An 18,580-nucleotide genomic window follows, 5' to 3' on the forward strand; every position below is an offset into this window, starting at 1 on the left:
ACTTCGAGTCCGGAGCGTGAGTCCGGAGCCTGGGCCCGGAGCCCGAGCCCAGCGCCTGAGCCCGAAATCCGAAGCGCGGAGCCCTGACCTCGGAGCCCGGAACCCCAGCGCCCTGAATTTCGGCATCCTGCCCTGAGAGCGCTGTGCCACCGCCGGAAAAGAGCGGGCTCGGAGCCCAGGGAAACGCCTCCCCGGCCTCCGAGCCCCACACATCCCTGCCCCTGAGCCTCGCGCTCAGCGGCCCCCGAACCCCCGCACCCGGGGCCCGCCCTCAATAGGCGAGCCGGCTGCCTCCGTCGGGCGCGCTGGTGCTCGCCTCGACCAAGGCGTTCACCACCGTGGCCACCTGAGGCAGCCAGGGCCGCCCGGAGCGGCGCAGCGGCGGCCGCTCCCAGCGCACCCGCCCGAGGCCCGTCTGCGACGGCGGCAGCACCACATAGCCGCCCTCGCCGTGGAACCGCAGCGAGCTGGGCACCCAGTCCTGCTGGTTCAGCAGCTCGCCGAGGTCTTCGAGGGAGTACGGCTCCACCAGCAGCGACCAGCGGGTGGGCGTCGCGACCACCGGGCCGAGCCGCACCCCCGCCCGGTCGAAGACCGCCAGCGCCCGCGCCGCGGCGACCGCGGGCAGGCTCACCGCGCAGGGCGCGGGGCCGCCGGTGGCCAGCAGCAGGGGCGCGGTGGGCCGGTTGCCCCACCACCAGCGCACCATGCGCGGGTCGGTGGTGGCGGCAAGGAGAACAGGGTCGAACGGATGTCCACCCGGAACCGCACATTCCGGGTCGGGGCAGCCGCATACCCGGGGCCGTCCGCCGCCGGACCGGAGTCCGACGCCCGGGACCACGGGCCACTGCCACTCGGTGGCGCAGGTGAGCGCCGCACGCAGCAGCGGCGATCGCGCGCCGCGCCGCAGCGAGAACTTGCGTCGCCTTCCGAGGATCTCGCGCATGAGCGCTCGTTCCTTTCCGTTAACGCCGAGGGCTGTCCGTCGCACTACATCGCACTTCAGATGGCACTTCACTTGGCACTACGTGGCGCTGTACGGCATCATTCAGCCCGTCACAGCAGGTGGATCACAAGTCACTGCGCGTACAAGGCAGCGCATCATGCCGCGGGCCGAGCGTGGAACGTGGCGAGGGGTGGCGCGCGCATGGCGCTTGCCGTCCGGTTGGTGCGTTCCTCGCCACTCGGGGATGGGCGCGGCCGTTGTGGTCTATGACGCCTGGACCGGCCGCGGGGTTCCGGGGCGATCCGAACTGCCCCTGCCCCTTCTCCGAATGTGTACCCGCCGCGGTGCAGACGACGCGCTGTCGAATGACGTCAGTCGACCTCGAAGGGACAGCCTAACGACTTTTTTTCAGCCAAGTTCAATTCCCCCCAGACACCAACAAGACCACCGGGACGATGCTGGACATCGCATCTCCGCTCCGTGTACATCTGGAGACAGTAGCGGCACGGTAGCGGCGCAGCACGACAGGGGGTTTGCGATGCTATTGAGCGAGCCGGACCCGGCGGGTGAAGGCAGCGGGCCATGAACTCGCCCCACGCGCCGAAAGTGGCTGGAAACGATCCTTCCCTCCCCTCGCCCACGCAAACTGCGGACCCCGTCCCGGGCCCCGTTCCTCCGCCCCTGACCGATGCCAACTCCGGTGTTCAGGACCGGCTCGCGAGCTGGGTCTCGGATCTCACCACCCTTCATGAGCTCACCGAGCGGCTGGTCAGGACCGGGACGCTCGACGAGGCGCTGCGTGAACTGCTGCGCGCGGGCGCGGCCCTGGTCGGCGCCCGGCGCGGGCTGGTGGCGCTCGAACCGGCCGATGGACTCGGCCCGGTGACCACCGTGGGGCTCGGCCTCGGCCACGCCGATCTCGGCCAGATCGAGACCATCCCGCGCGGCTCCGCCTCCGCCGGTCATCTCCTCGACGGGCTGCCCGAACCGGGTGGTGAGCGGCGTGCCGATGTGACCCACCCCGATATCGCCGGCGAGGCCGACCTCGACCCGCGCCACCGCGAGGTGGCCGCACGGCTCGGCTTCGCCGCGAGCTACGCGGTGCCGCTGGACCCGTTCCGGACCACCCCCTGTACCGCGCCCGGCCTCACCGCCATCCCCTCGCCCGCCCCCGACGCGGACGGGTCCGGCACCGGCTCCCCGGCGGGCGCGGGCGACCGCCCGGCCCCCGGCGCTCCCGGCACGGCGAGCGCTCCTGGCACCGGCCACGGTCGCGATGGCGTATCGGCCGCCGCCCCGCCCGGTATCGCTGCCGCCATGGGCGCAGGCGGCCCCTCCGGGCGGCTCGGCGGAGCCGCCTGGCTCTACGACGAGCCCGCCGAGCCCGGGGAGCGCCAGCGCCATCTCGTGGGCCTGTACTGCCAGTACGCCGCCGCGCACATCGCCCGGCTGATCGAGCTCTCCCGCGCCCGCGCCGCCGTCGCGACCGTCCAGGAGGAGCTGCTGCCCACCCGGCTGCCCCGGGTCCCCGGGGTGCGTCTGGCCGTCCGCCACCACCCCGGTCCGCACGGTGGCGGCGACTGGTACGACGCGCTGCCGCTGCCGGACGGGGCGCTCGGGCTCTCGGTGGGCGGAGTCACAGGTTCCGGGCCGAGCGCCGTGGTCGCGATGGGGCGGCTGCGGGCCTCGCTGCGGGCGTACGCGGTGATGGAGGGCGAGGACCCGGTCGCCGTCCTGTCCGATCTGGAGCTGCTGCTGCGGCTGACCGAGCCCGCCCGCTCCGCGACCGCCCTCTTCGCCTACTGCGAGCCCGGGACGCGCAAGGTGGTGCTGGCCGGGGCCGGGCACTGCCCGCCGCTGCTCACCGGGGAGCGGCGCACCGAGTTCGTGGAGACCACTCTGTCCGCGCCGCTGGGGATGCTCTCGTGCTGGGAGGCGCCCAGCGTCGAGATCGAACCGTCGTCCGGGGAGACGCTCCTCTTCTACAGCGACGGGCTGCTCCACCGCACCGGTGAGCCGATGGACCGGGCCTTCACCCGGCTGCACACGGCCGCGGCGAGCGCTCCCAAGGGCGTCCGGGGCGATCCGGACGCCTTCGCCGACCATGTGCTCCGTACGGTCCTCCCCGACGGCCCGGCGGCCCCCGTGGGGCGGCCCTCGGAGGACGGCACCGAGGACCTCGTCCTGCTCGTGGCCCACTTCGACTGAGGCTCGAGTCCGACTGAGGCTCGAGGGGGACCACGGCACCCGCTGGAGCCGTGGCCGCCCCGGGCTTCGGGCCCTCCCTGCCGCCGCGCCCCCGCACATACGATGGGTGGGGTCCAGTTCGAGGAGGAAGACGTGACCGAGGAGCCCACTCCCGAAGCCCCGGAGAACCCGGAAGGCGAGGAGCCCGTCAAGCAGCGGAAGAACGGCCTCTACCCAGGCGTTTCCGACGAGCTTGCGGCGAACATGCAGTCCGGTTGGGCGGACACCGAGCTGCACGACCTGGAGCCCGTCGAGCAGGCTCCGCACACCGCCCGCCGCCGCGCCGCGCTCTCCGCGCGCTTCCCGGGCGACCGCCTGGTCATCCCCGCGGGCAATCTCCGTACCCGCTCCAACGACACGGACTACGGCTTCCGCGCCTCGACCGAGTACGCGTACCTCACCGGCGACCAGACCGAGGACGGCGTGCTGGTGCTGGAGCCCGAGGCGGGCGGCGGCCACACCGCGACGCTGTACCTGCTGCCGCGCTCCAACCGGGAGAACGGCGAGTTCTGGCTGGACGGCCAGGGCGAGCTGTGGGTCGGCCGCCGGCTCAGCCTTACGGAGGCCGAGAAGCGGCTGGGCCTGGCCGCCAAGGACGTCCGCGAGCTGGCCGACGAGCTCAAGGCCGCATCAGGCCCGGTCCGTATCGTGCGCGGTCACGACGCCGCTCTGGAGGCCGCGCTGGCCGACAAGATCACCGGTGAGCGCGACGAGGAGCTGCGGGTCTTCCTCAGCGAGCAGCGCCTGGTCAAGGACGAGTTCGAGATCGGGCAGCTTCAGGCCGCCGTCGACTCGACGGCCCGCGGCTTCGAGGACGTCGTCAAGGTTCTGGACAAGGCGCAGGCGACCTCCGAGCGCTATATCGAAGGAACGTTCTTCCTTCGGGCCCGGGTCGAGGGCAACGACGTCGGCTACGGCAGCATCTGCGCCGCGGGCCCGCACGCCACCACGCTGCACTGGGTGCGCAACGACGGCCCGGTCCGCTCCGGCGATCTGCTCCTGCTGGACGCGGGCGTGGAGACCACCACCCTCTACACCGCCGATGTGACCCGCACTCTGCCGGTGAACGGCACCTACAGCCCGCTGCAGCGCAAGATCTACGAGGCGGTGTACGAGGCGCAGGAGGCGGGCATCGCCGCGGTCCGGCCGGGTGCGAAGTACCGCGACTTCCACGACGCCGCCCAGCACGTCCTGGCCACCAGGCTCGTCGAGTGGGGCCTTGTCGAGGGCCCGGTGGAGCGAGTGCTGGAGCTGGGGCTGCAGCGCCGCTGGACGATGCACGGCACCGGCCACATGCTCGGCATGGACGTCCACGACTGCGCCGTGGCCCGCACCGAGACGTATGTGGACGGCACCCTGGAGCCCGGGATGTGCCTGACGGTCGAGCCGGGGCTGTACTTCCAGCCCGACGATCTGACCGTGCCCGAGGAGTACCGGGGCATCGGCGTCCGCATCGAGGACGACATCCTGGTGACGGAGGACGGCAACCGCGTGCTGTCGGCCGCGCTGCCGCGGACCGCCGACGACGTCGAGGCGTGGATGGCCCGCCTGACCGCGTGAGGCGGCGGCTCATCGTCTGACCACGTGACCCTGTGGGGAGCGGCGACGCCGCTCCCCACAGTCCGTTCTCAGCCCTGTCCCGGCACCTTGCGGGTGGTCACCGCGATCCGGTTCCAGGAGTTGATCGTGAAGATGAGGGCGATGAGCTGGGCCAGCTCCCGCTCCTCGAAGTGCCGGGCGGCCCGCTCGTAGACCTCGTCCGGGACCCCGCCCGGCAGCAGCGTGACCGCCTCGGTGAGCGCCAGGGCGGCCTGCTCCTTCTCGGTGTAGAACCCGCCCTTCCCGGCCTCCTCCCAGACCCCCACCAGGGCGATGCGCTCGTTGCTCTCGCCCGCCCTATGGGCGTCGGTGGTGTGCATATGGAGGCAGTAGGCGCAGTTGTTGAGCTGGGAGGAGCGGAGCTGCACCAGCTCCACCAGGGCCGGGTCCAGGCCCTCGCGGGCGGCCGCGTCCAGGCTGATCAGCGCCTTGAACGCCTTGGGGGCGGCCTTCGCGAAGTCGACCCGGCCGGTCTGCCGCGTCGTCGCCGTGGCCGTTGTGGTCGTCGTCTGTGCCGTCGTCGCTGTCGCTGTCGTAGTCGTCATGGGAATGAAATTAGGCCGCTAAGCGACCCTCTGTAGGGTGCATTTCCATGGCAGATTCATGGGTCAATTCGGCGGAGATCCTCGGCAGCGACCTCCATCTGGAGCTGACCCGCGCGGGCAGCCGCAGGACCGCCCTGATGGCCGCGCTGCGGGAGGCCATCCGCGACGGCCGGCTCGCCCCGGACACCCGGCTGCCGCCTTACCGTTCGCTCGCCGCCGACCTGGGCATCGCCCGGAACACGGTCGCCGACGCCTACGCCGAGCTGGTCGCCGAGGGCTGGCTCACCGCCCGCCAGGGCTCCGGGACCCGGGTGGCGCCCCGCCCCGCACCGCCCCCGCCCCGGCGGCGCACGCCCGGCCGGGGGCTCGGCGGGCGTTCGACCGGGGCGACCGGGGGTCATCGCACGCCCCGGCCCGCCCCGCGACCGGTGCACAACCTGCTGCAGGGCCAGCCGGACGCCGCCGCCTTCCCCCGCACCGCCTGGCTCGCCTCGGCCCGCCGCGCGCTGACCGCCGCGCCGCATGAGGCGTTCGGCCCCGGTGATCCGCGCGGCCGCCCGGAGCTGCGCCGCGCCCTGGCCGACTACCTCGCCCGCGCCCGCGGCGTCCGCACCGATCCCGGCCGGATCGTCGTCTGCTCGGGCTTCGCGCACGCCCTGCGGCTGCTGAGCGGCACCCGGCTGCTGCGTCCCCGGATGGCCGTCGAGTCCTACGGCCTGGCGTTCCACCGCTCGCTTCTGAGCTCCGCCGGGATCCGTACGATCCCGCTTCCGCTGGACGCCGATGGCGCCCTTACGGATGGACTGGCCGCCCTCGACGGCCTACGGGCGGCCCTGCTCACCCCCGCCCACCAGTTCCCCACCGGCGGTCCGCTGCACCCCGAGCGGCGGGCCGCGGCCGTCGCCTGGGCGCGGAAGACCGGCGGTCTGGTCCTGGAGGACGACTACGACGGGGAGTTCCGCTACGACCGCCGTCCGGTGGGCGCCGTCCAGGGCCTCGACCCCGACCGGGTGCTCTACCTCGGCTCGGTCAGCAAAAGCCTCTCCCCGGCCCTGCGGCTGGGCTGGATGGTCCTGCCGGACCAGCTCGTCGACCGCGTGCTGGCCGCCAAGGGGGAGCGCGAGGGCTGGACCGGCGTCATCGACCAGCTGACCCTCGCGGACTTCATCGAATCGGGCGGCTACGACGGCCATGTGCGCCGTATGCGCCAGCGCTACCGCCGCCGGCGCGATCAGCTCGTCGCCACCCTCGCCGAACGCGCGCCCCATGTCCGCGTCTCGGGGATCGCGGCCGGTCTGCACGCGGTGCTGGAGCTACCGCCCGGCACCGAGCGATCCGCCCGGCGCGCCGCCGCCTGGCAGGGGCTGGCGCTCGACGGCCTCGGCGACTACCGCCATCCGGACGCCACCACACCGCACCCCGACGGGCTCGTGGTGGGCTACGCCACCCCGCCCGAGCACTCCTTCGCGGGAGCGCTGGACGCCCTGTGCCGTGCCCTGCCGCCCGAACAGACCGAATAAGACCGAACAGACGGCCACCTGATGTCCTGAGCTTTCCTGGGGCCTCCTGACGTCTCTCTGAGGTTCCTGAGTTCCTTGAAGGGCTACGACGCGGTTACGACGCCCTCAGCAGCGCCCCTTCACGCCACTTGAGGATCTTGTCGAAGCTCACCACCACCCCGCCGCGCCCCGGACGGTCCCGGTAGCGGACATGGTCGGTGAGAGCCTCGATGAGGAAAAGCCCCCGCCCGTGCTCCGCCTGGGGCGGAGCCGGACTGCGCGGCTGCTGTGGTCTCGGCGCGCCCGCCGGACGCCGCTCGTTCCGGGTGCGGCCCTCGCGGCGGACGGCACCGCGTCCGGCGAAGCCGGGGCCGGAGTCGGTGACCTCGATACGGCAGGTGTCGCCGTCGATATAGGCCGTGACTCGGTAATCCCCGCCCGTGCCGTCGCGGCCCCCGTGCTCCACCGCGTTCGCACACGCCTCGGAGAGGGCGACCGACAGATCGTAGGAGATCTCCGGATCGACTCCGGCCGTCTCCATGGTGCCGAGGAGCAGTCGTCGTGCGAGCGGAACGCTCGCCGCCTCGCGGGGCAAATGGAGTGACCACCAGATGCTCATGCTCCAGCCTCCCGGCCGCGGCTCGACATACCGTTACGTATTGCCTGGGTCCATGGTCCGTAAGCGTCTTATCAACGTGACTCCGCTCATTCGGCGGACGCGCTCGATGCGCGAACCGGTGTATGGGCTGTCCTGGTGTGCGCCGGTACGCCCCACCCGCCGTAGGGAACGCGCCCTCCCAGTGGGATGATGTCGCCGCCATGGCTTCCCCTGTCGCCCGTGCCGGCGCCGATCTGCGAATGCTGCGGGCCGCGGTCTTCACCGCGGTCTGCGTCGTGCTGTCCGCGGCGGGGCATGTGCTGGCCTCCTGCGCGACCGTGCCGCTGTGGACGGTGGGCGTGGGCTGCGCGGCGATGTTCACGGTGGCGCTGACGCTGGCCGGGCGGGAGCGGTCGCTGCCCGGGATCGCGGCCCTGCTGGCCATCGGGCAGCTCGCGCTGCACGCGCTCTTCGCGCTCGGGCAGCACCGGGCGACGGCCGCCGAGGAGGCCGCCCAGCGGGCCGACGCCGCCCAGGGCCACGTCATCGGCCTGGCCGCCAGGCTGCTGTGCGCGTCGGGCCCCGGACGGCTCGACGCCGCCACGGCGCATCGGATCGTCGCGCACGCGGGCATCGACCCGTCCGCCGCGCACAGCCCGCACACCATGCCGTCGTCCGCCGCCCCGGCGGAGCAGGCGGCCGGGATGGCGGGCCTGCTGCCGTCGCTGCCCATGACCCTGGGCCATCTGCTCGCCGCGCTCGCCATCGGCTGGCTGCTGCGCCGGGGCGAGATGGCCGTATGGCGGGCGGTGCGGCTGTCGGTGGACGGGGCGCGAGGGGTCGCGGAGGCCGCGCTCGTACGGGCGCTGCGCGCTGCCCTGAAGCTCGTACGGGTGCTTCTGGCCCCTTCGGACGCGCCTTACGGCGGGCCGTGCCGACCGCGCACGGCCGAGCGGAACGAGGGCGGGACGACAGCCCTCGCCCTCCAGCACAGCGTGATCAGGCGGGGACCGCCGGCTTGCGACCTCGCGGCCTGACCGACGCGACGCTCCTCCAGCGGGACCGGAGGGTGGCCGCGACGTCGCCGCAGGCGCGCCAACCCATCTGATCATTCCTGTCCCTGGAGTGTTGACATGAACGCCATGCGTCTCCGCCGTCTGCCGGTCATCGGAGCCCTCACCGCGGGCGGCCTGGTCCTGCTCACCGCGGGCCCCGCCTTCGCGCACGTCAGCGTGCAGCCCGGCCAGGCCGAGAAGGGCGGCTACAGCACCATCAACTTCAAGGTGCCGAACGAGCGCGACAACGCCTCCACCGTCAAGCTCGAGGTGACCCTGCCCGCCGACCATCCGCTCGCCTCGGTGATGCCCCAGCCGGTGCCCGGCTGGGACGTCAAGGTCACCAAGTCCAAGCTCGCCAAGCCCATGGAGATGGAGGGCGAGAAGATCACCGAGGCGGTCACCAAGGTCACCTGGTCCGGCGGCAAGGTCGAGCCGGGAATGTTCCAGCAGTTCCCGCTGTCGGTCGGCCAGCTCCCCGACGACGCCGACCAGCTCGCCTTCAAGGCGCTCCAGACGTACGACAACAAGGAGGTCGTGCGCTGGATCGAGGAGCCCAAGGAGGGCGCCGCCGAACCGGAGAACCCGGCGCCGGTGCTCAAGCTGGTCGCGCCGGCCAAGGGCTCGGACGGCCATGACGCCGCCGCGGCCTCCGGACAGGGCAAGGACAGCGGCTCCGAGAAGGCCGGCGCCGAGAACTCCGCCTCGGCGGACTCCTCCGACGACAAGGACAGCAGCGACACCACGGCCCGGGTGCTGGGCATCGTGGGCATCGTCATCGGCGCCGCCGGGGTCGCTTACGGCGTGGTCGTCAGCCGCCGCCGCTCCGCCTGACCGCCGGTCACCCGACCGAGACGCGTGTACCGCCGGTGACCTCCGGTCCTGAACCGACCGCGTGATCCCGGCGGGGGCGGCGGGCCCCGTGTCCGCCGCCTCCGCGCGCCACCGAACCACCTCCCTCTTTGGAGAACAGCTCCATGCGCACCAAAATCCTGGCCACCGCCATCGTCGCCACCGCCGCGCTCACCCTCAGCGCCTGCGGCGGCTCGGACAGCGGCGGCAAGGGCGACAACGCGGCCGCCGCCGAGGTCAAGGGCGGCCAGAAGTCGGGGCAGGCCATCGTCCTCGACCAGGCGAAGGCCAAGCCGGACCTCGCCCTCACCGACACCGACGGCAAGAAGTACGACCTGCTCAAGGAGACCAAGGGCCGGCCCACCCTGCTCTTCTTCGGCTACACCCACTGCCCGGACGTCTGCCCGCTGACCATGAGCAACGTCGCCCTCGCCGTGAAGAAGCTCCCCAAGGCCGAGCGGGAGAAGCTGCGCGTCGTCTTCGTCAGCACCGACCCGGCCCGGGACACCCCCAAGCGGATGCGCTCCTGGCTGGACGCCCAGGGCGGCACCGACTTCGTCGGCCTGACCGGCGACTTCAACACCATCGAGGCTGCCGCCCGGCCGCTGGGCATCTTCATCGAGAAGCCGAAGAAGGAGAAGGACGGCAGCATCACCGTCAGCCACGGCGCCGAGGTGGTCGGCTTCTCGCCCAAGGACGACAAGGGCCACTGGATCTACACGACGGAAGCCACGGCGGATCGTTACGCCAAGGACCTGCCAAAGATCATCGAGGGGCGGAACCCGTGACGGCGGCAGCCCCTGGCATTCCCGGCATCCGTAAGGCGGCCGCCGTGGTCCTCGCCCTCGGTCTGTCCGCCACGCTCGCCGCCTGCTCGGGCGACGACGACGACGGCGGCGGCGGCGGCGGGAAGGGCGGGGGCGACCCCAAGCTGTCCGTGACCGGCGCCTACGTCTCCCAGCCGCCCATGGCCGACATGGCGGCGGGCTATCTGACCGTACGGAACGCCGGTGGCGGCGCCGACGAGCTGACGTCCGTCACCACCCCGCTCGCCTCCGAGGTCACCCTGCACACCACCAAGGGCACCCGGATGAAGCAGGTGAGCTCGCTCGATGTCCCGGCGGACAACCGGCTCGAGCTGTCCAGCGGCGGAGATCATCTGATGCTGACAAACCTCTCCCACCGGCCGAAGGTCGGTGAGAAGGTCAGCTTCACCCTGCACTTCGCCACATCCGCCCCCATCGAGATCAAAGTCCCGGTCGAGCCGACGACGTACCGCCCCAAGGACTGACACCCGATGCCCTCGCTGACCTCCCTGGCCCCCGCCGGGACCACCGCGACCCCCTCCCGGACCACCGCGACCGCCCGGCGCCTGATGGCGATCTGCGGCACCCTGCTCGCCGCGCTGCTGTGCGCGCTGAGCGTGGGCGCGAGCTCCGCGTCCGCGCATGCCGCGCTCACCTCGACCGACCCCGCCGACGGCTCGGTGGTGCAGACCGCGCCCAGGGAGGTCACGCTCAACTTCTCGGAGGGCGTGCTGCTCTCCGGCGACTCGGTGCGCGTGCTCGACCCCAAGGGCAAGCGCGTGGACACCGGGAAGACCGCCCATGTCGGCGGCAAGTCGTCGACCGCCGCCGCCGGGCTGCACTCCGGGCTTCCGGACGGCACCTACACGGTGGCGTGGAAGGCGGTCTCGGAGGACAGCCACCCGGTGAGCGGCGCGTTCACCTTCTCCATCGGCACCCCGTCCAAGACCACGGCGAAGGTGCCCACGGGCGAGGCGTCCGACAGCACCGTCAGCACGCTCTACGGGATCGGCCGGTACGCCGCCTACGGCGGGTTCGCGGCCCTGGTGGGCGGCAGTGTGTTCGCCGGGCTCTGCCGGTCCTCCCGCCCGGTGCGGAAGATCGCCGTGGGCGGCTGGGTGACGGTCTTCACGGCCAGCCTGCTGCTGTTGCTGCTGCGCGGGCCGTACACCGACGGCGAGGGGATCGGCGGGATCCTCGATCTCGGCAGGCTGGGCGATGTGCTGTCCACCAAGCCGGGCGCGGCGCTGCTGTCCCGGCTGCTGCTGCTCGGCGCGGCGGCGGTCTTCCTGGCCGTTCTCTTCGGCTCGTACACCCGTCGCACCGGGGAGCGGGAGGCGGACGCGCGGCGCCGCCAGGACCTCGCCTTCGGGCTGGGCTTCGGCGGCACGGTGATGGCGGTGGGCCTCTCCGCGACCTGGGCGATGGCCGAGCACGCCTCGGTCGGCCTCCAACGGCAACTGGCCATGCCGGTGGACATGATCCATCTGATCGCGGTCGGGGTATGGCTGGGCGGTCTGGCCTCGCTCGCGGTGACGCTCCGGGCGGGTGAGCCGATCGGGCGGGCGGCCGTGCGCCGCTTCTCGCGGCTGGCCTTCGGGTCGGTCGTCGCCCTGGTGGTCACCGGGCTGTACCAGTCGTGGCGGCAGGTGGGCTCCTGGGGCGCGCTGACCGACACCGAGTACGGGCGATGGCTGCTGGTCAAGGTGGGTCTGGTGGCGGTGCTCCTGGGCATCGCGGCCATCTCGCGACGCTGGACCGGCCGCCTTACGGATGCCACCGCGGACACGGCGGAGGAGACGGACGCGGAGGCCACGGTGGAGGCCGAGGCGAAGGCCGGGACCAAGGCCGAGGCCAAGGCGGAGGCCAAGACAGCGGTGAAGGCCGCGCAGCCGGTCCGTACCGGCGCGGCCGACGCGGCGGTCGACACCCCGGCGGACACCTCTGCCGACGCCGAGACCGAGTCCGGTGACGGGCCCGGTGACGGCGCCGGTTCCGGCCACGCCGACGCCGACGCCGACGCCGATCCCGAACGCGCCGCCCAGCTCGCCCGTCAGCGGGCCGCCGAGGACAAGACCGCCACGCTGCGGGAGCGCGACGCCGACCGCGAGCGCAGCGGTCTGCGCCAGTCGGTGATCGCCGAGACCGTCGTGGCCGTCGTGCTGCTCGCGGTGGCCACCGTGCTGAGCGGCACCCAGCCCGGCCGGGCCGAGACCGAGCAGGCGAGCGCCTCGGCCACGAAGCCCGGCGGGCAGCTGAACGTCGACCCGGTGAGCGTGCTGGTCCCCTACAACACGGGCCCCAAGAGCGGCCGCGGCAAGGCCGTTGTCATGATCGAACCCGCTCTGCCGGGTGACAACGCGCTGCATGTCTTCACCACCGACCTGGCCGACCGTCCCGTGGACGTCCCCGAGGTCAAGCTGTCGCTGACGCTCAAGTCGAAGGGGATCGGGCCGCTGCGCATCCCGCTCGAGCGCCTCTCGACCGGGCATTGGAGCGCCAAGACCGTCCAGCTCCCCATGGCCGGCACCTGGCAGCTCTCCCTGACCGTACGAACCTCCGACATCGACCAGGTGACGGAGACCAGGAACGTGAAAGTCGCTCAATGACGACAGAGCAAGCACCCTCGTCCGGCATCTCCCGGCGGCGTCTGCTGGGCTCGGCGGGCGCCGCCGGCGCGGCCGGACTGGTCGCGGGCGGAGCCGCCGGAGCCTACGCGTCCGAGGCGACGCGGGAGGCACCCGAACCCCTCAGCTCCCTGGGCGCGACCGCTGTGCCCTTCCACGGCAGGCGCCAGGCGGGCATCACCACCCCCCTCCAGGCCCATGGCCATCTCCTCGCCTTCGACCTGGCGCCCGGTGCGAACCGTAAGGCGGCCGCCGCACTGCTGCGCCGCTGGTCGCGCACGGCCCAGGAGCTGATGGCGGGCGAGGCCCCACCGGGCGACACGGGGATCGCGCTGGACGCCGGTCCCTCGTCGCTTACGGTCACCTTCGGCTTCGGCCGGACCTTCTTCGGCAAGGCGGGACTCGACGACCAACTGCCGGAGGCACTCGCTCCGCTCCCCGACTTCGTCTCGGACGCCCTCGACCCCAAGCGCAGCAACGGCGATCTGTGGATCCAGATCGGCGCCGATGACGCGCTGGTCGCCTTCCACGCGCTGCGCGCACTGCAGCGCGAGGCCGCGGGCACGGCCCGGCTGCGCTGGCAGATGAACGGCTTCAACCGCACCCCCGGCGCCACCGACCGCCCCATGACCACCCGCAACCTCATGGGACAGATCGACGGCACCAACAACCCCAAGCCGGCCGACGACGACTTCGAACGGCGGCTCTTCGTACCGGAGAAGGGGGAGCCCGCGTGGCTGGCGGGCGGTTCCTACGCGGTCGTCCGGCGCATCCGGATGCTGCTGGACACCTGGGACCATCTCTCCCTGGAGCGGCAGGAGAAGGTGGTCGGCCGCCGCAAGTCCGACGGCGCCCCGCTGTCCGGCGGCACGGAGACCACCCCGGTCCGGCTCGACAAGGTCAACGGGGACGGTGCGCTGGCCATCGCGGGCGCCGCCCATGTGCGGGTCGCGGCGCCCGCGTCCAACCAGGGCGCCGCCATGCTGCGCAGGCCCTTCTCGTACCACGACGGCTTCCGCGACGACGGGGCGCCGGACGCCGGACTGCTCTTCATCGCCTGGCAGGCGGATCCGATGAAGGGGTTCGTCCCGGTGCAGCGGAAGCTGGACCTGGGCGACGATCTGTCGCGGTTCCTGCGGCACGAGGCCAGCGCGCTGTTCGCGGTGCCCCCGGGCTGTGCCCCGGGAGAGTACGTGGGTCAGGCACTCTTGGAGGGATAGGAGACGGGGACGAGCCGCCCCCGGTCGCCCGCGTCCAAGGGGTGACCGGCGGGTCCGCCCGCTTCGCGGACGCGAGTATCGTGGCGGTCTCGTCTGATCACAGGGAGCGACCGTGATGTCGGCCAGCCGCTATGCCTACCTCGGCCCCGAGGGCACCTTCACCGAGGCCGCCCTGCGGTCCATGCCGGAGGCCGCCACCCGGGAGCTGGTGCCGATGGTCTCGGTGCCGGTGGCGCTCGACGCGGTGCGCTCCGGTGCCGCGGCGGCCGCGCTGGTCCCCATCGAGAACTCGGTCGAGGGCGGGGTCACCGCGACCCTCGACGAGCTGGCCACCGGCGAACCGCTGATGATCTACCGCGAGGTGCTGCTGTCGATCAGCTTCGCGCTGCTGGTACGGCCGGGCACCGCGCTCGCGGACATCAAGACGGTGACCGGGCATCCGGTCGCCCAGCCCCAGGTCCGCAACTGGCTGGCGGCGAACCTCCCGGACGCCCTGTGGGAATCGGCCGCCTCGAACGCGGACGGCGCGCGGCTGGTGCAGGAGGGGCGGTACGACGCGGCGTTCGCGGGCGAGTTCGCGGCGTCCAGGTACGGTCTGGAGCCGCTGGTCACCGACATCCACGACGCGCAGAACGCGATGACCCGCTTCGTCCTGGCCGGCCGCCCCGCCCGGCCCGCCGCCCGGACGGGCGCGGACAAGACGTCCGTGGTGATCTGGCTCGGGGACGACCACCCGGGCGCGCTGCTGGAACTGCTGCAGGAGTTCTCCGCCCGCGGGGTCAACCTGATGCGGATCGAATCGCGCCCGACCGGCGAGGGCATCGGCCGCTACTGCTTCTCGGTGGATTGCGAGGGGCACATCACCGACCGGCGGGTGGGCTCGGCCCTGATGGGGCTGAAGCGGGTCTGCCCGAAGGTGCGGTTCCTGGGCTCGTACCCCCGGGCGGGTGTGACGGCGGAGGACCTGGCGGAGCTGCGCCACGGGACCTCGGACGAGGCGTTCACGGAGGCGGCGGAGTGGCTGGCCCGCTGCCAGGACGGCCGGGCCTGAGCCGAGCCCACTCGTAAGCGCGCCTGAGCCGAACCCCGCCCGTAGCGGCCGACCGTAGCGAGCGTGCGCCGGGACACGTCGGTGCTGGGGCACGCCGGTGCTGGGGCACGCCGGTGCTGGGGCACGCCGGTGCTGGGGCACGCCGGTGCTGGGGCACGCCGGTGCTGGGGATCGTCGGTGCTGGGGATCGTCGGAATCGCTGCGGAAAAGTTATCCACAGGGTGATGCGGCATGCTGGGGATAAGTCGACATCACCAATCCGGCGAGACGGTCGCATCGCCACATAAGCCGCATGCACCCTCATCACCGAACATTACTCACCTGTCACTCCAATTCCCTCGACCAACTCTTTGGAGTGAGGGATTCCTCTCTTGTGGAGTGTGTGAACGCGGTTTGGTAGGGGAATCCATCGCCGAGCACTTGGGGGGCTAAGCGATGACCGCGACATCCACAGATCTCACACACAGCCTGTGGATAACTCCGGGGCTTCCCCTCACCCCTGTGGACAACCGGGCCTCAACTCACCCTGCACACAAGGGAAGAAGGTCGACTCGACGCCGCCTCTTTGCTCCTTTTCGGGGAATGCGCACGCATTCCTTGACGGTGGCCGTCGCAGGAATTCCCCGGTTTACCCACAGCCCCAAAAGAGGGCAAAACGGGACGCAAAGGAATATCGCGTCGAGCACCCGAGGTCACACCGGTAACCTGGTGGGGTGATTGACCTTCGCCTGCTCCGTGAGGACCCCGATCGTGTGCGCGCCTCCCAGCGCGCCCGTGGAGAGGACGTCGGCATCGTCGACGCCCTCCTGACCGCCGACGAGCGGCGCAGGTCCTCCAGTGTCCGCTTCGACGAGCTGCGCGCCGAACAGAAGGCGCTCGGCAAGCTCATCCCCAAGGCTTCCGGTGACGAGAAGGCCGAGCTGCTGAAGAAGGCGGGCGAGCTGTCCGCCGCCGTCAAGGCGGCCGACGCCGAGCAGGACGCGGCCGCGGAAGAGACCCAGCAGCTCCTGCTCCAGCTGGGCAATCTCGTCCACCCCGAGGTCCCGGTCGGCGGCGAGGACGACTTCGCCGTCCTGGAGACGATCGGCACCCCGCGCGACTTCGATGCCGAGGGCTTCGCGCCCAAGGACCATCTGGAGCTCGGCGAGCTGCTCGGCGCGATCGACACCGAGCGCGGCGCCAAGGTCTCCGGCTCCCGCTTCTACTACCTGACGGGCATCGGCGCCCTGCTGGAGTTCGCACTGGTGAACGCGGCGATGGCACAGGCCACCGCGGCGGGCTTCACCCCGGTGCTCACCCCGGCGCTGGTCAAGCCGAAGGCCATGGAGGGCACCGGCTTCCTCGGCCAGGCCGCCGAGGACGTCTACCACCTCGACAAGGACGACCTCTACCTGGTCGGCACCTCCGAGGTGCCGCTGGCCGCGTACCACATGGACGAGATCCTGGAGGCGGACGCACTCCCGCGGCGCTACGCCGGGTTCTCCTCCTGCTTCCGCCGTGAGGCCGGGTCGTACGGCAAGGACACCCGGGGGATCTTCCGGGTGCACCAGTTCGACAAGGTCGAGATGTACGTCTACACGACCCCGGAGGACGCCGAGGCCGAGCACCAGCGGCTGCTGGACTGGGAGAAGCAGTGGCTGACCTCGCTGGAGCTGCCGTTCCGGGTGGTCGACCTGGCCTCGGGTGACCTGGGCTCGTCGGCGACACGGAAGTTCGACTGCGAGGCGTGGATCCCGACGCAGGGCAAGTACCGCGAGCTGACCTCGACCTCCAACACCACCGAGTTCCAGTCGCGGCGGCTGTCGATCCGGATGCGCGAGGGCAAGAAGGTCCGTCCGCTGGCCACGCTCAACGGCACGCTGTGCGCGGTCACCCGGACCATCGTCGCGATCCTCGAGAACCACCAGCAGGCCGACGGCTCGGTCCGGGTGCCCGAGGCGCTGCGGCCGTTCCTGGGCGGACGCGAGGTTCTGGAACCGGTCGCACGGTGACGCACGCCGGACCGACGGACGAGCTCGCCGGACCGACGGACGAGCTTCCCTATCGACTGGTCGCCACCGACCTCGACGGCACGCTGCTCCGCCCCGACCACACCGTCTCGGCGCGGACCCGTGACGCGCTCGCCGCGGCCACCGCGGCGGGCGCCGCGCACATCGTGGTCACCGGGCGGACCGTCCCGGTGGCCCGGCACATACTCGACGACCTCGGCTACCAGGGGCTCGCGGTGTGCGGTCAGGGCGCGCAGCTCTACCACGCGGGTGAGCACCGGCTGCTGACCTCCGTCACGCTGGACCGCCAGGTGGCCCTGCTGGCGCTGGAGAAGATCGAGGCGGAGATCGGCCCGCTGTCGCTGGCCGCGGCCCGCGACGGGCTGGACGGCGAGGTGCTGTTCGGCGAGGGCTACCGGATGGACCACGAGGGGATGCCCCTGGTGCCGTTCACGGACCCGGCCGAGCTGTGGTCGCAGCCCATCAGCAAGCTCTACATCCAGCACGCCGAGCTGGGCGACGACGCGCTCGCGGACGCCGCCCGGACGGCCGCCGGGGGCCTGGTCGGGGTGACGATGGCCGGCACCGGGCTGGTGGAGCTGCTGCCGCTGGGGCTGACGAAGGCCACGGGCCTGTCGTTGGCCGCGCGCCGGCTGGGGATGACCGCCGACGACGCGATCGCGTTCGGCGATATGCCCAATGACATCCCGATGTTCGGCTGGGCGAAGCACGCTGTCGCGATGGCGAACGCGCACCGGGACCTCAAGGCCGTCGCCGACGAGATCACCGCGTCCAACGCGGAGGACGGCATCGCCGTGGTGCTGGAACGGCTCTTCCCGGCGGCGCGCCGGTGACGGCAGTGCTCCGGTGACGGCAGCGCACCGGTGACGGCAGCGCACCGGTGAACCGGCCGGATGCCGGTGCGGCCGCCTCGGCGGACCGCCCGGCAGCCGGGCCCTGCAGCGGTGATCGGGATCCCTCGGCCGCCGCCGAGGGATCCCGGCCCAGGAGGGGTCAGCCGAAGATCTTGACCGCCTGGTAGTAGGTCCACGCCGTACCGTCGCACGACGTCTTGGTGGCACCGCTGTAGGCGCTGCACACCCGCTTGAGGTCCTCGTAGAAGGCGCTGTCGATGCGCGCCTTGTTGGCGTCGAAGATGCCCATCGCCTTGTGGTTGCGGTAGCCGAAGTCATGCCGGGCGCAGGCGGTCTGGAAGGGGAAGCCGAAGGGGTTGTCGGGGGAGCTGCTGCAGTAGTCGGTGGACCAGTCGAACCCGTAGGCGGCCCAGGCACCCTGGTTGTTGCGCGCCGCGACCCAGGTGTTGTAGCTGCCGACGCTGGTCTGCGTCCAGCTTGCGAGGACCTGCGGCTTGTCCGCGGGGGCCGCCTGGGCGGGTGCGGCCAGGGCGATGGCGGTGGCCGCGGTGACAGCGGTGGCCGCGAGACTCGTGACGAGGCGACGCATTCGGGTTCCCTCCGTTTTTACCTCTGACGCCCCCTCAAAAGGCTTGTGGCGCAGGGGGGCGGCGCGGTGTGATCCAGCGCACG

16 protein-coding genes are annotated in these 18,580 nt (G+C 72.1%); 12 read left to right on the top strand and 4 right to left on the bottom strand.

The window, feature by feature from the left end:
- Positions 1-271: 271 nt before the first annotated feature.
- Positions 272-946: a bifunctional DNA primase/polymerase gene (locus STRVI_RS43215; RefSeq protein WP_014061884.1), complete on the bottom strand. Its 675-nt coding sequence runs from the start codon at positions 944-946 to the stop codon at positions 272-274.
- Positions 947-1,528: 582 nt separating this feature from the next.
- Between STRVI_RS43215 and STRVI_RS43220 the strand changes: the two genes are divergently transcribed.
- Positions 1,529-3,154 (top strand): GAF domain-containing SpoIIE family protein phosphatase, encoded by a 1,626-nt coding sequence (locus STRVI_RS43220; protein ID WP_014061885.1) that lies wholly within the window; start codon positions 1,529-1,531, stop codon positions 3,152-3,154.
- 102 nt (positions 3,155-3,256) lie between these two features.
- Entirely contained in the window at positions 3,257-4,753 is a 1,497-nt protein-coding gene (locus STRVI_RS43225; RefSeq protein ID WP_050993868.1) for an aminopeptidase P family protein, read from the top strand.
- Positions 4,754-4,821: 68 nt separating this feature from the next.
- Here STRVI_RS43225 and STRVI_RS43230 read toward each other — a convergent pair whose 3' ends face one another.
- Positions 4,822-5,337 carry a carboxymuconolactone decarboxylase family protein gene (locus STRVI_RS43230; protein WP_014061887.1) on the bottom strand — a complete coding sequence of 172 codons (516 nt, stop codon included), beginning with the start codon at positions 5,335-5,337 and terminating at the stop codon, positions 4,822-4,824.
- Positions 5,338-5,384: 47 nt separating this feature from the next.
- On the opposite strand from STRVI_RS43230, the gene STRVI_RS43235 reads away from it, so the two are divergent.
- Positions 5,385-6,857, top strand: a complete 1,473-nt coding sequence (locus STRVI_RS43235) for a PLP-dependent aminotransferase family protein (protein WP_014061888.1) — start codon at positions 5,385-5,387, stop codon at positions 6,855-6,857.
- 94 nt (positions 6,858-6,951) lie between these two features.
- On the opposite strand, the gene STRVI_RS43240 is transcribed toward STRVI_RS43235, so the two are convergent.
- Positions 6,952-7,455: an ATP-binding protein gene (locus STRVI_RS43240; RefSeq protein WP_014061889.1), complete on the bottom strand. Its 504-nt coding sequence runs from the start codon at positions 7,453-7,455 to the stop codon at positions 6,952-6,954.
- A 200-nt stretch (positions 7,456-7,655) separates the two neighbouring features.
- On the opposite strand from STRVI_RS43240, the gene STRVI_RS43245 reads away from it, so the two are divergent.
- The 9 genes from STRVI_RS43245 to STRVI_RS43285 all read left to right on the top strand — a co-directional run bounded on the left by STRVI_RS43245 (position 7,656) and on the right by STRVI_RS43285 (position 17,887).
- Positions 7,656-8,471, top strand: coding sequence for a hypothetical protein (locus STRVI_RS43245; RefSeq protein WP_014061890.1), 816 nt, complete (start codon positions 7,656-7,658; stop codon positions 8,469-8,471).
- A 96-nt stretch (positions 8,472-8,567) separates the two neighbouring features.
- The gene (locus STRVI_RS43250; protein WP_014061891.1) at positions 8,568-9,323 is read left to right on the top strand and encodes a YcnI family copper-binding membrane protein; all 756 of its coding nucleotides are present in this window, start codon (positions 8,568-8,570) and stop codon (positions 9,321-9,323) included.
- 143 nt (positions 9,324-9,466) lie between these two features.
- Complete coding sequence (locus STRVI_RS43255) at positions 9,467-10,129, top strand: SCO family protein (protein ID WP_014061892.1); 663 nt, start codon at positions 9,467-9,469, stop codon at positions 10,127-10,129.
- Entirely contained in the window at positions 10,126-10,632 is a 507-nt protein-coding gene (locus tag STRVI_RS43260; RefSeq protein WP_014061893.1) for a copper chaperone PCu(A)C, read from the top strand. Before STRVI_RS43255 ends, STRVI_RS43260 begins: the two co-directional genes overlap by 4 nt.
- A gap of 6 nt (positions 10,633-10,638) precedes the next feature.
- Complete coding sequence (locus STRVI_RS43265) at positions 10,639-12,756, top strand: copper resistance CopC/CopD family protein (protein ID WP_014061894.1); 2,118 nt, start codon at positions 10,639-10,641, stop codon at positions 12,754-12,756.
- A complete protein-coding gene (gene efeB / locus STRVI_RS43270) occupies positions 12,753-13,994 on the top strand; it encodes an iron uptake transporter deferrochelatase/peroxidase subunit (protein ID WP_014061895.1) in 1,242 nt (413 codons plus the stop codon). Before STRVI_RS43265 ends, efeB begins: the two co-directional genes overlap by 4 nt.
- A 115-nt stretch (positions 13,995-14,109) precedes the next feature.
- Complete coding sequence (gene pheA, locus STRVI_RS43275; RefSeq protein ID WP_014061896.1) at positions 14,110-15,045, top strand: prephenate dehydratase; 936 nt, start codon at positions 14,110-14,112, stop codon at positions 15,043-15,045.
- 713 nt (positions 15,046-15,758) lie between these two features.
- Positions 15,759-17,036, top strand: a complete 1,278-nt coding sequence (serS, locus tag STRVI_RS43280) for a serine--tRNA ligase (RefSeq protein WP_043237475.1) — start codon at positions 15,759-15,761, stop codon at positions 17,034-17,036.
- Complete coding sequence (locus tag STRVI_RS43285) at positions 17,033-17,887, top strand: HAD family hydrolase (RefSeq protein WP_014061898.1); 855 nt, start codon at positions 17,033-17,035, stop codon at positions 17,885-17,887. The genes serS and STRVI_RS43285 overlap by 4 nt, the downstream gene beginning before the upstream one ends.
- A 160-nt stretch (positions 17,888-18,047) precedes the next feature.
- Here STRVI_RS43285 and STRVI_RS43290 read toward each other — a convergent pair whose 3' ends face one another.
- Entirely contained in the window at positions 18,048-18,497 is a 450-nt protein-coding gene (locus tag STRVI_RS43290) for a phospholipase (RefSeq protein ID WP_014061899.1), read from the bottom strand.
- Positions 18,498-18,580: the final 83 nt, after the last annotated feature.

The sequence above is a fragment of the Streptomyces violaceusniger Tu 4113 genome, assembly GCF_000147815.2.
Lineage (GTDB): Bacteria > Actinomycetota > Actinomycetes > Streptomycetales > Streptomycetaceae > Streptomyces > Streptomyces violaceusniger_A.

What these genes read in the sequence shown, in the direction of transcription:
- STRVI_RS43215 (WP_014061884.1), bottom strand. Translation starts at nt 946, where the DNA reads ATGCGCGAGATCCTCGGAAGGCGACGCAAGTTCTCGCTGCGGCGCGGC.
- STRVI_RS43220 (WP_014061885.1), top strand. Translation starts at nt 1,529, where the DNA reads ATGAACTCGCCCCACGCGCCGAAAGTGGCTGGAAACGATCCTTCCCTC.
- STRVI_RS43225 (WP_050993868.1), top strand. Translation starts at nt 3,257, where the DNA reads ATGGGTGGGGTCCAGTTCGAGGAGGAAGACGTGACCGAGGAGCCCACT.
- STRVI_RS43230 (WP_014061887.1), bottom strand. Translation starts at nt 5,337, where the DNA reads ATGACGACTACGACAGCGACAGCGACGACGGCACAGACGACGACCACA.
- STRVI_RS43235 (WP_014061888.1), top strand. Translation starts at nt 5,385, where the DNA reads ATGGCAGATTCATGGGTCAATTCGGCGGAGATCCTCGGCAGCGACCTC.
- STRVI_RS43240 (WP_014061889.1), bottom strand. Translation starts at nt 7,455, where the DNA reads ATGAGCATCTGGTGGTCACTCCATTTGCCCCGCGAGGCGGCGAGCGTT.
- STRVI_RS43245 (WP_014061890.1), top strand. Translation starts at nt 7,656, where the DNA reads ATGGCTTCCCCTGTCGCCCGTGCCGGCGCCGATCTGCGAATGCTGCGG.
- STRVI_RS43250 (WP_014061891.1), top strand. Translation starts at nt 8,568, where the DNA reads ATGAACGCCATGCGTCTCCGCCGTCTGCCGGTCATCGGAGCCCTCACC.
- STRVI_RS43255 (WP_014061892.1), top strand. Translation starts at nt 9,467, where the DNA reads ATGCGCACCAAAATCCTGGCCACCGCCATCGTCGCCACCGCCGCGCTC.
- STRVI_RS43265 (WP_014061894.1), top strand. Translation starts at nt 10,639, where the DNA reads ATGCCCTCGCTGACCTCCCTGGCCCCCGCCGGGACCACCGCGACCCCC.
- efeB (WP_014061895.1), top strand. Translation starts at nt 12,753, where the DNA reads ATGACGACAGAGCAAGCACCCTCGTCCGGCATCTCCCGGCGGCGTCTG.
- pheA (WP_014061896.1), top strand. Translation starts at nt 14,110, where the DNA reads ATGTCGGCCAGCCGCTATGCCTACCTCGGCCCCGAGGGCACCTTCACC.
- STRVI_RS43290 (WP_014061899.1), bottom strand. Translation starts at nt 18,497, where the DNA reads ATGCGTCGCCTCGTCACGAGTCTCGCGGCCACCGCTGTCACCGCGGCC.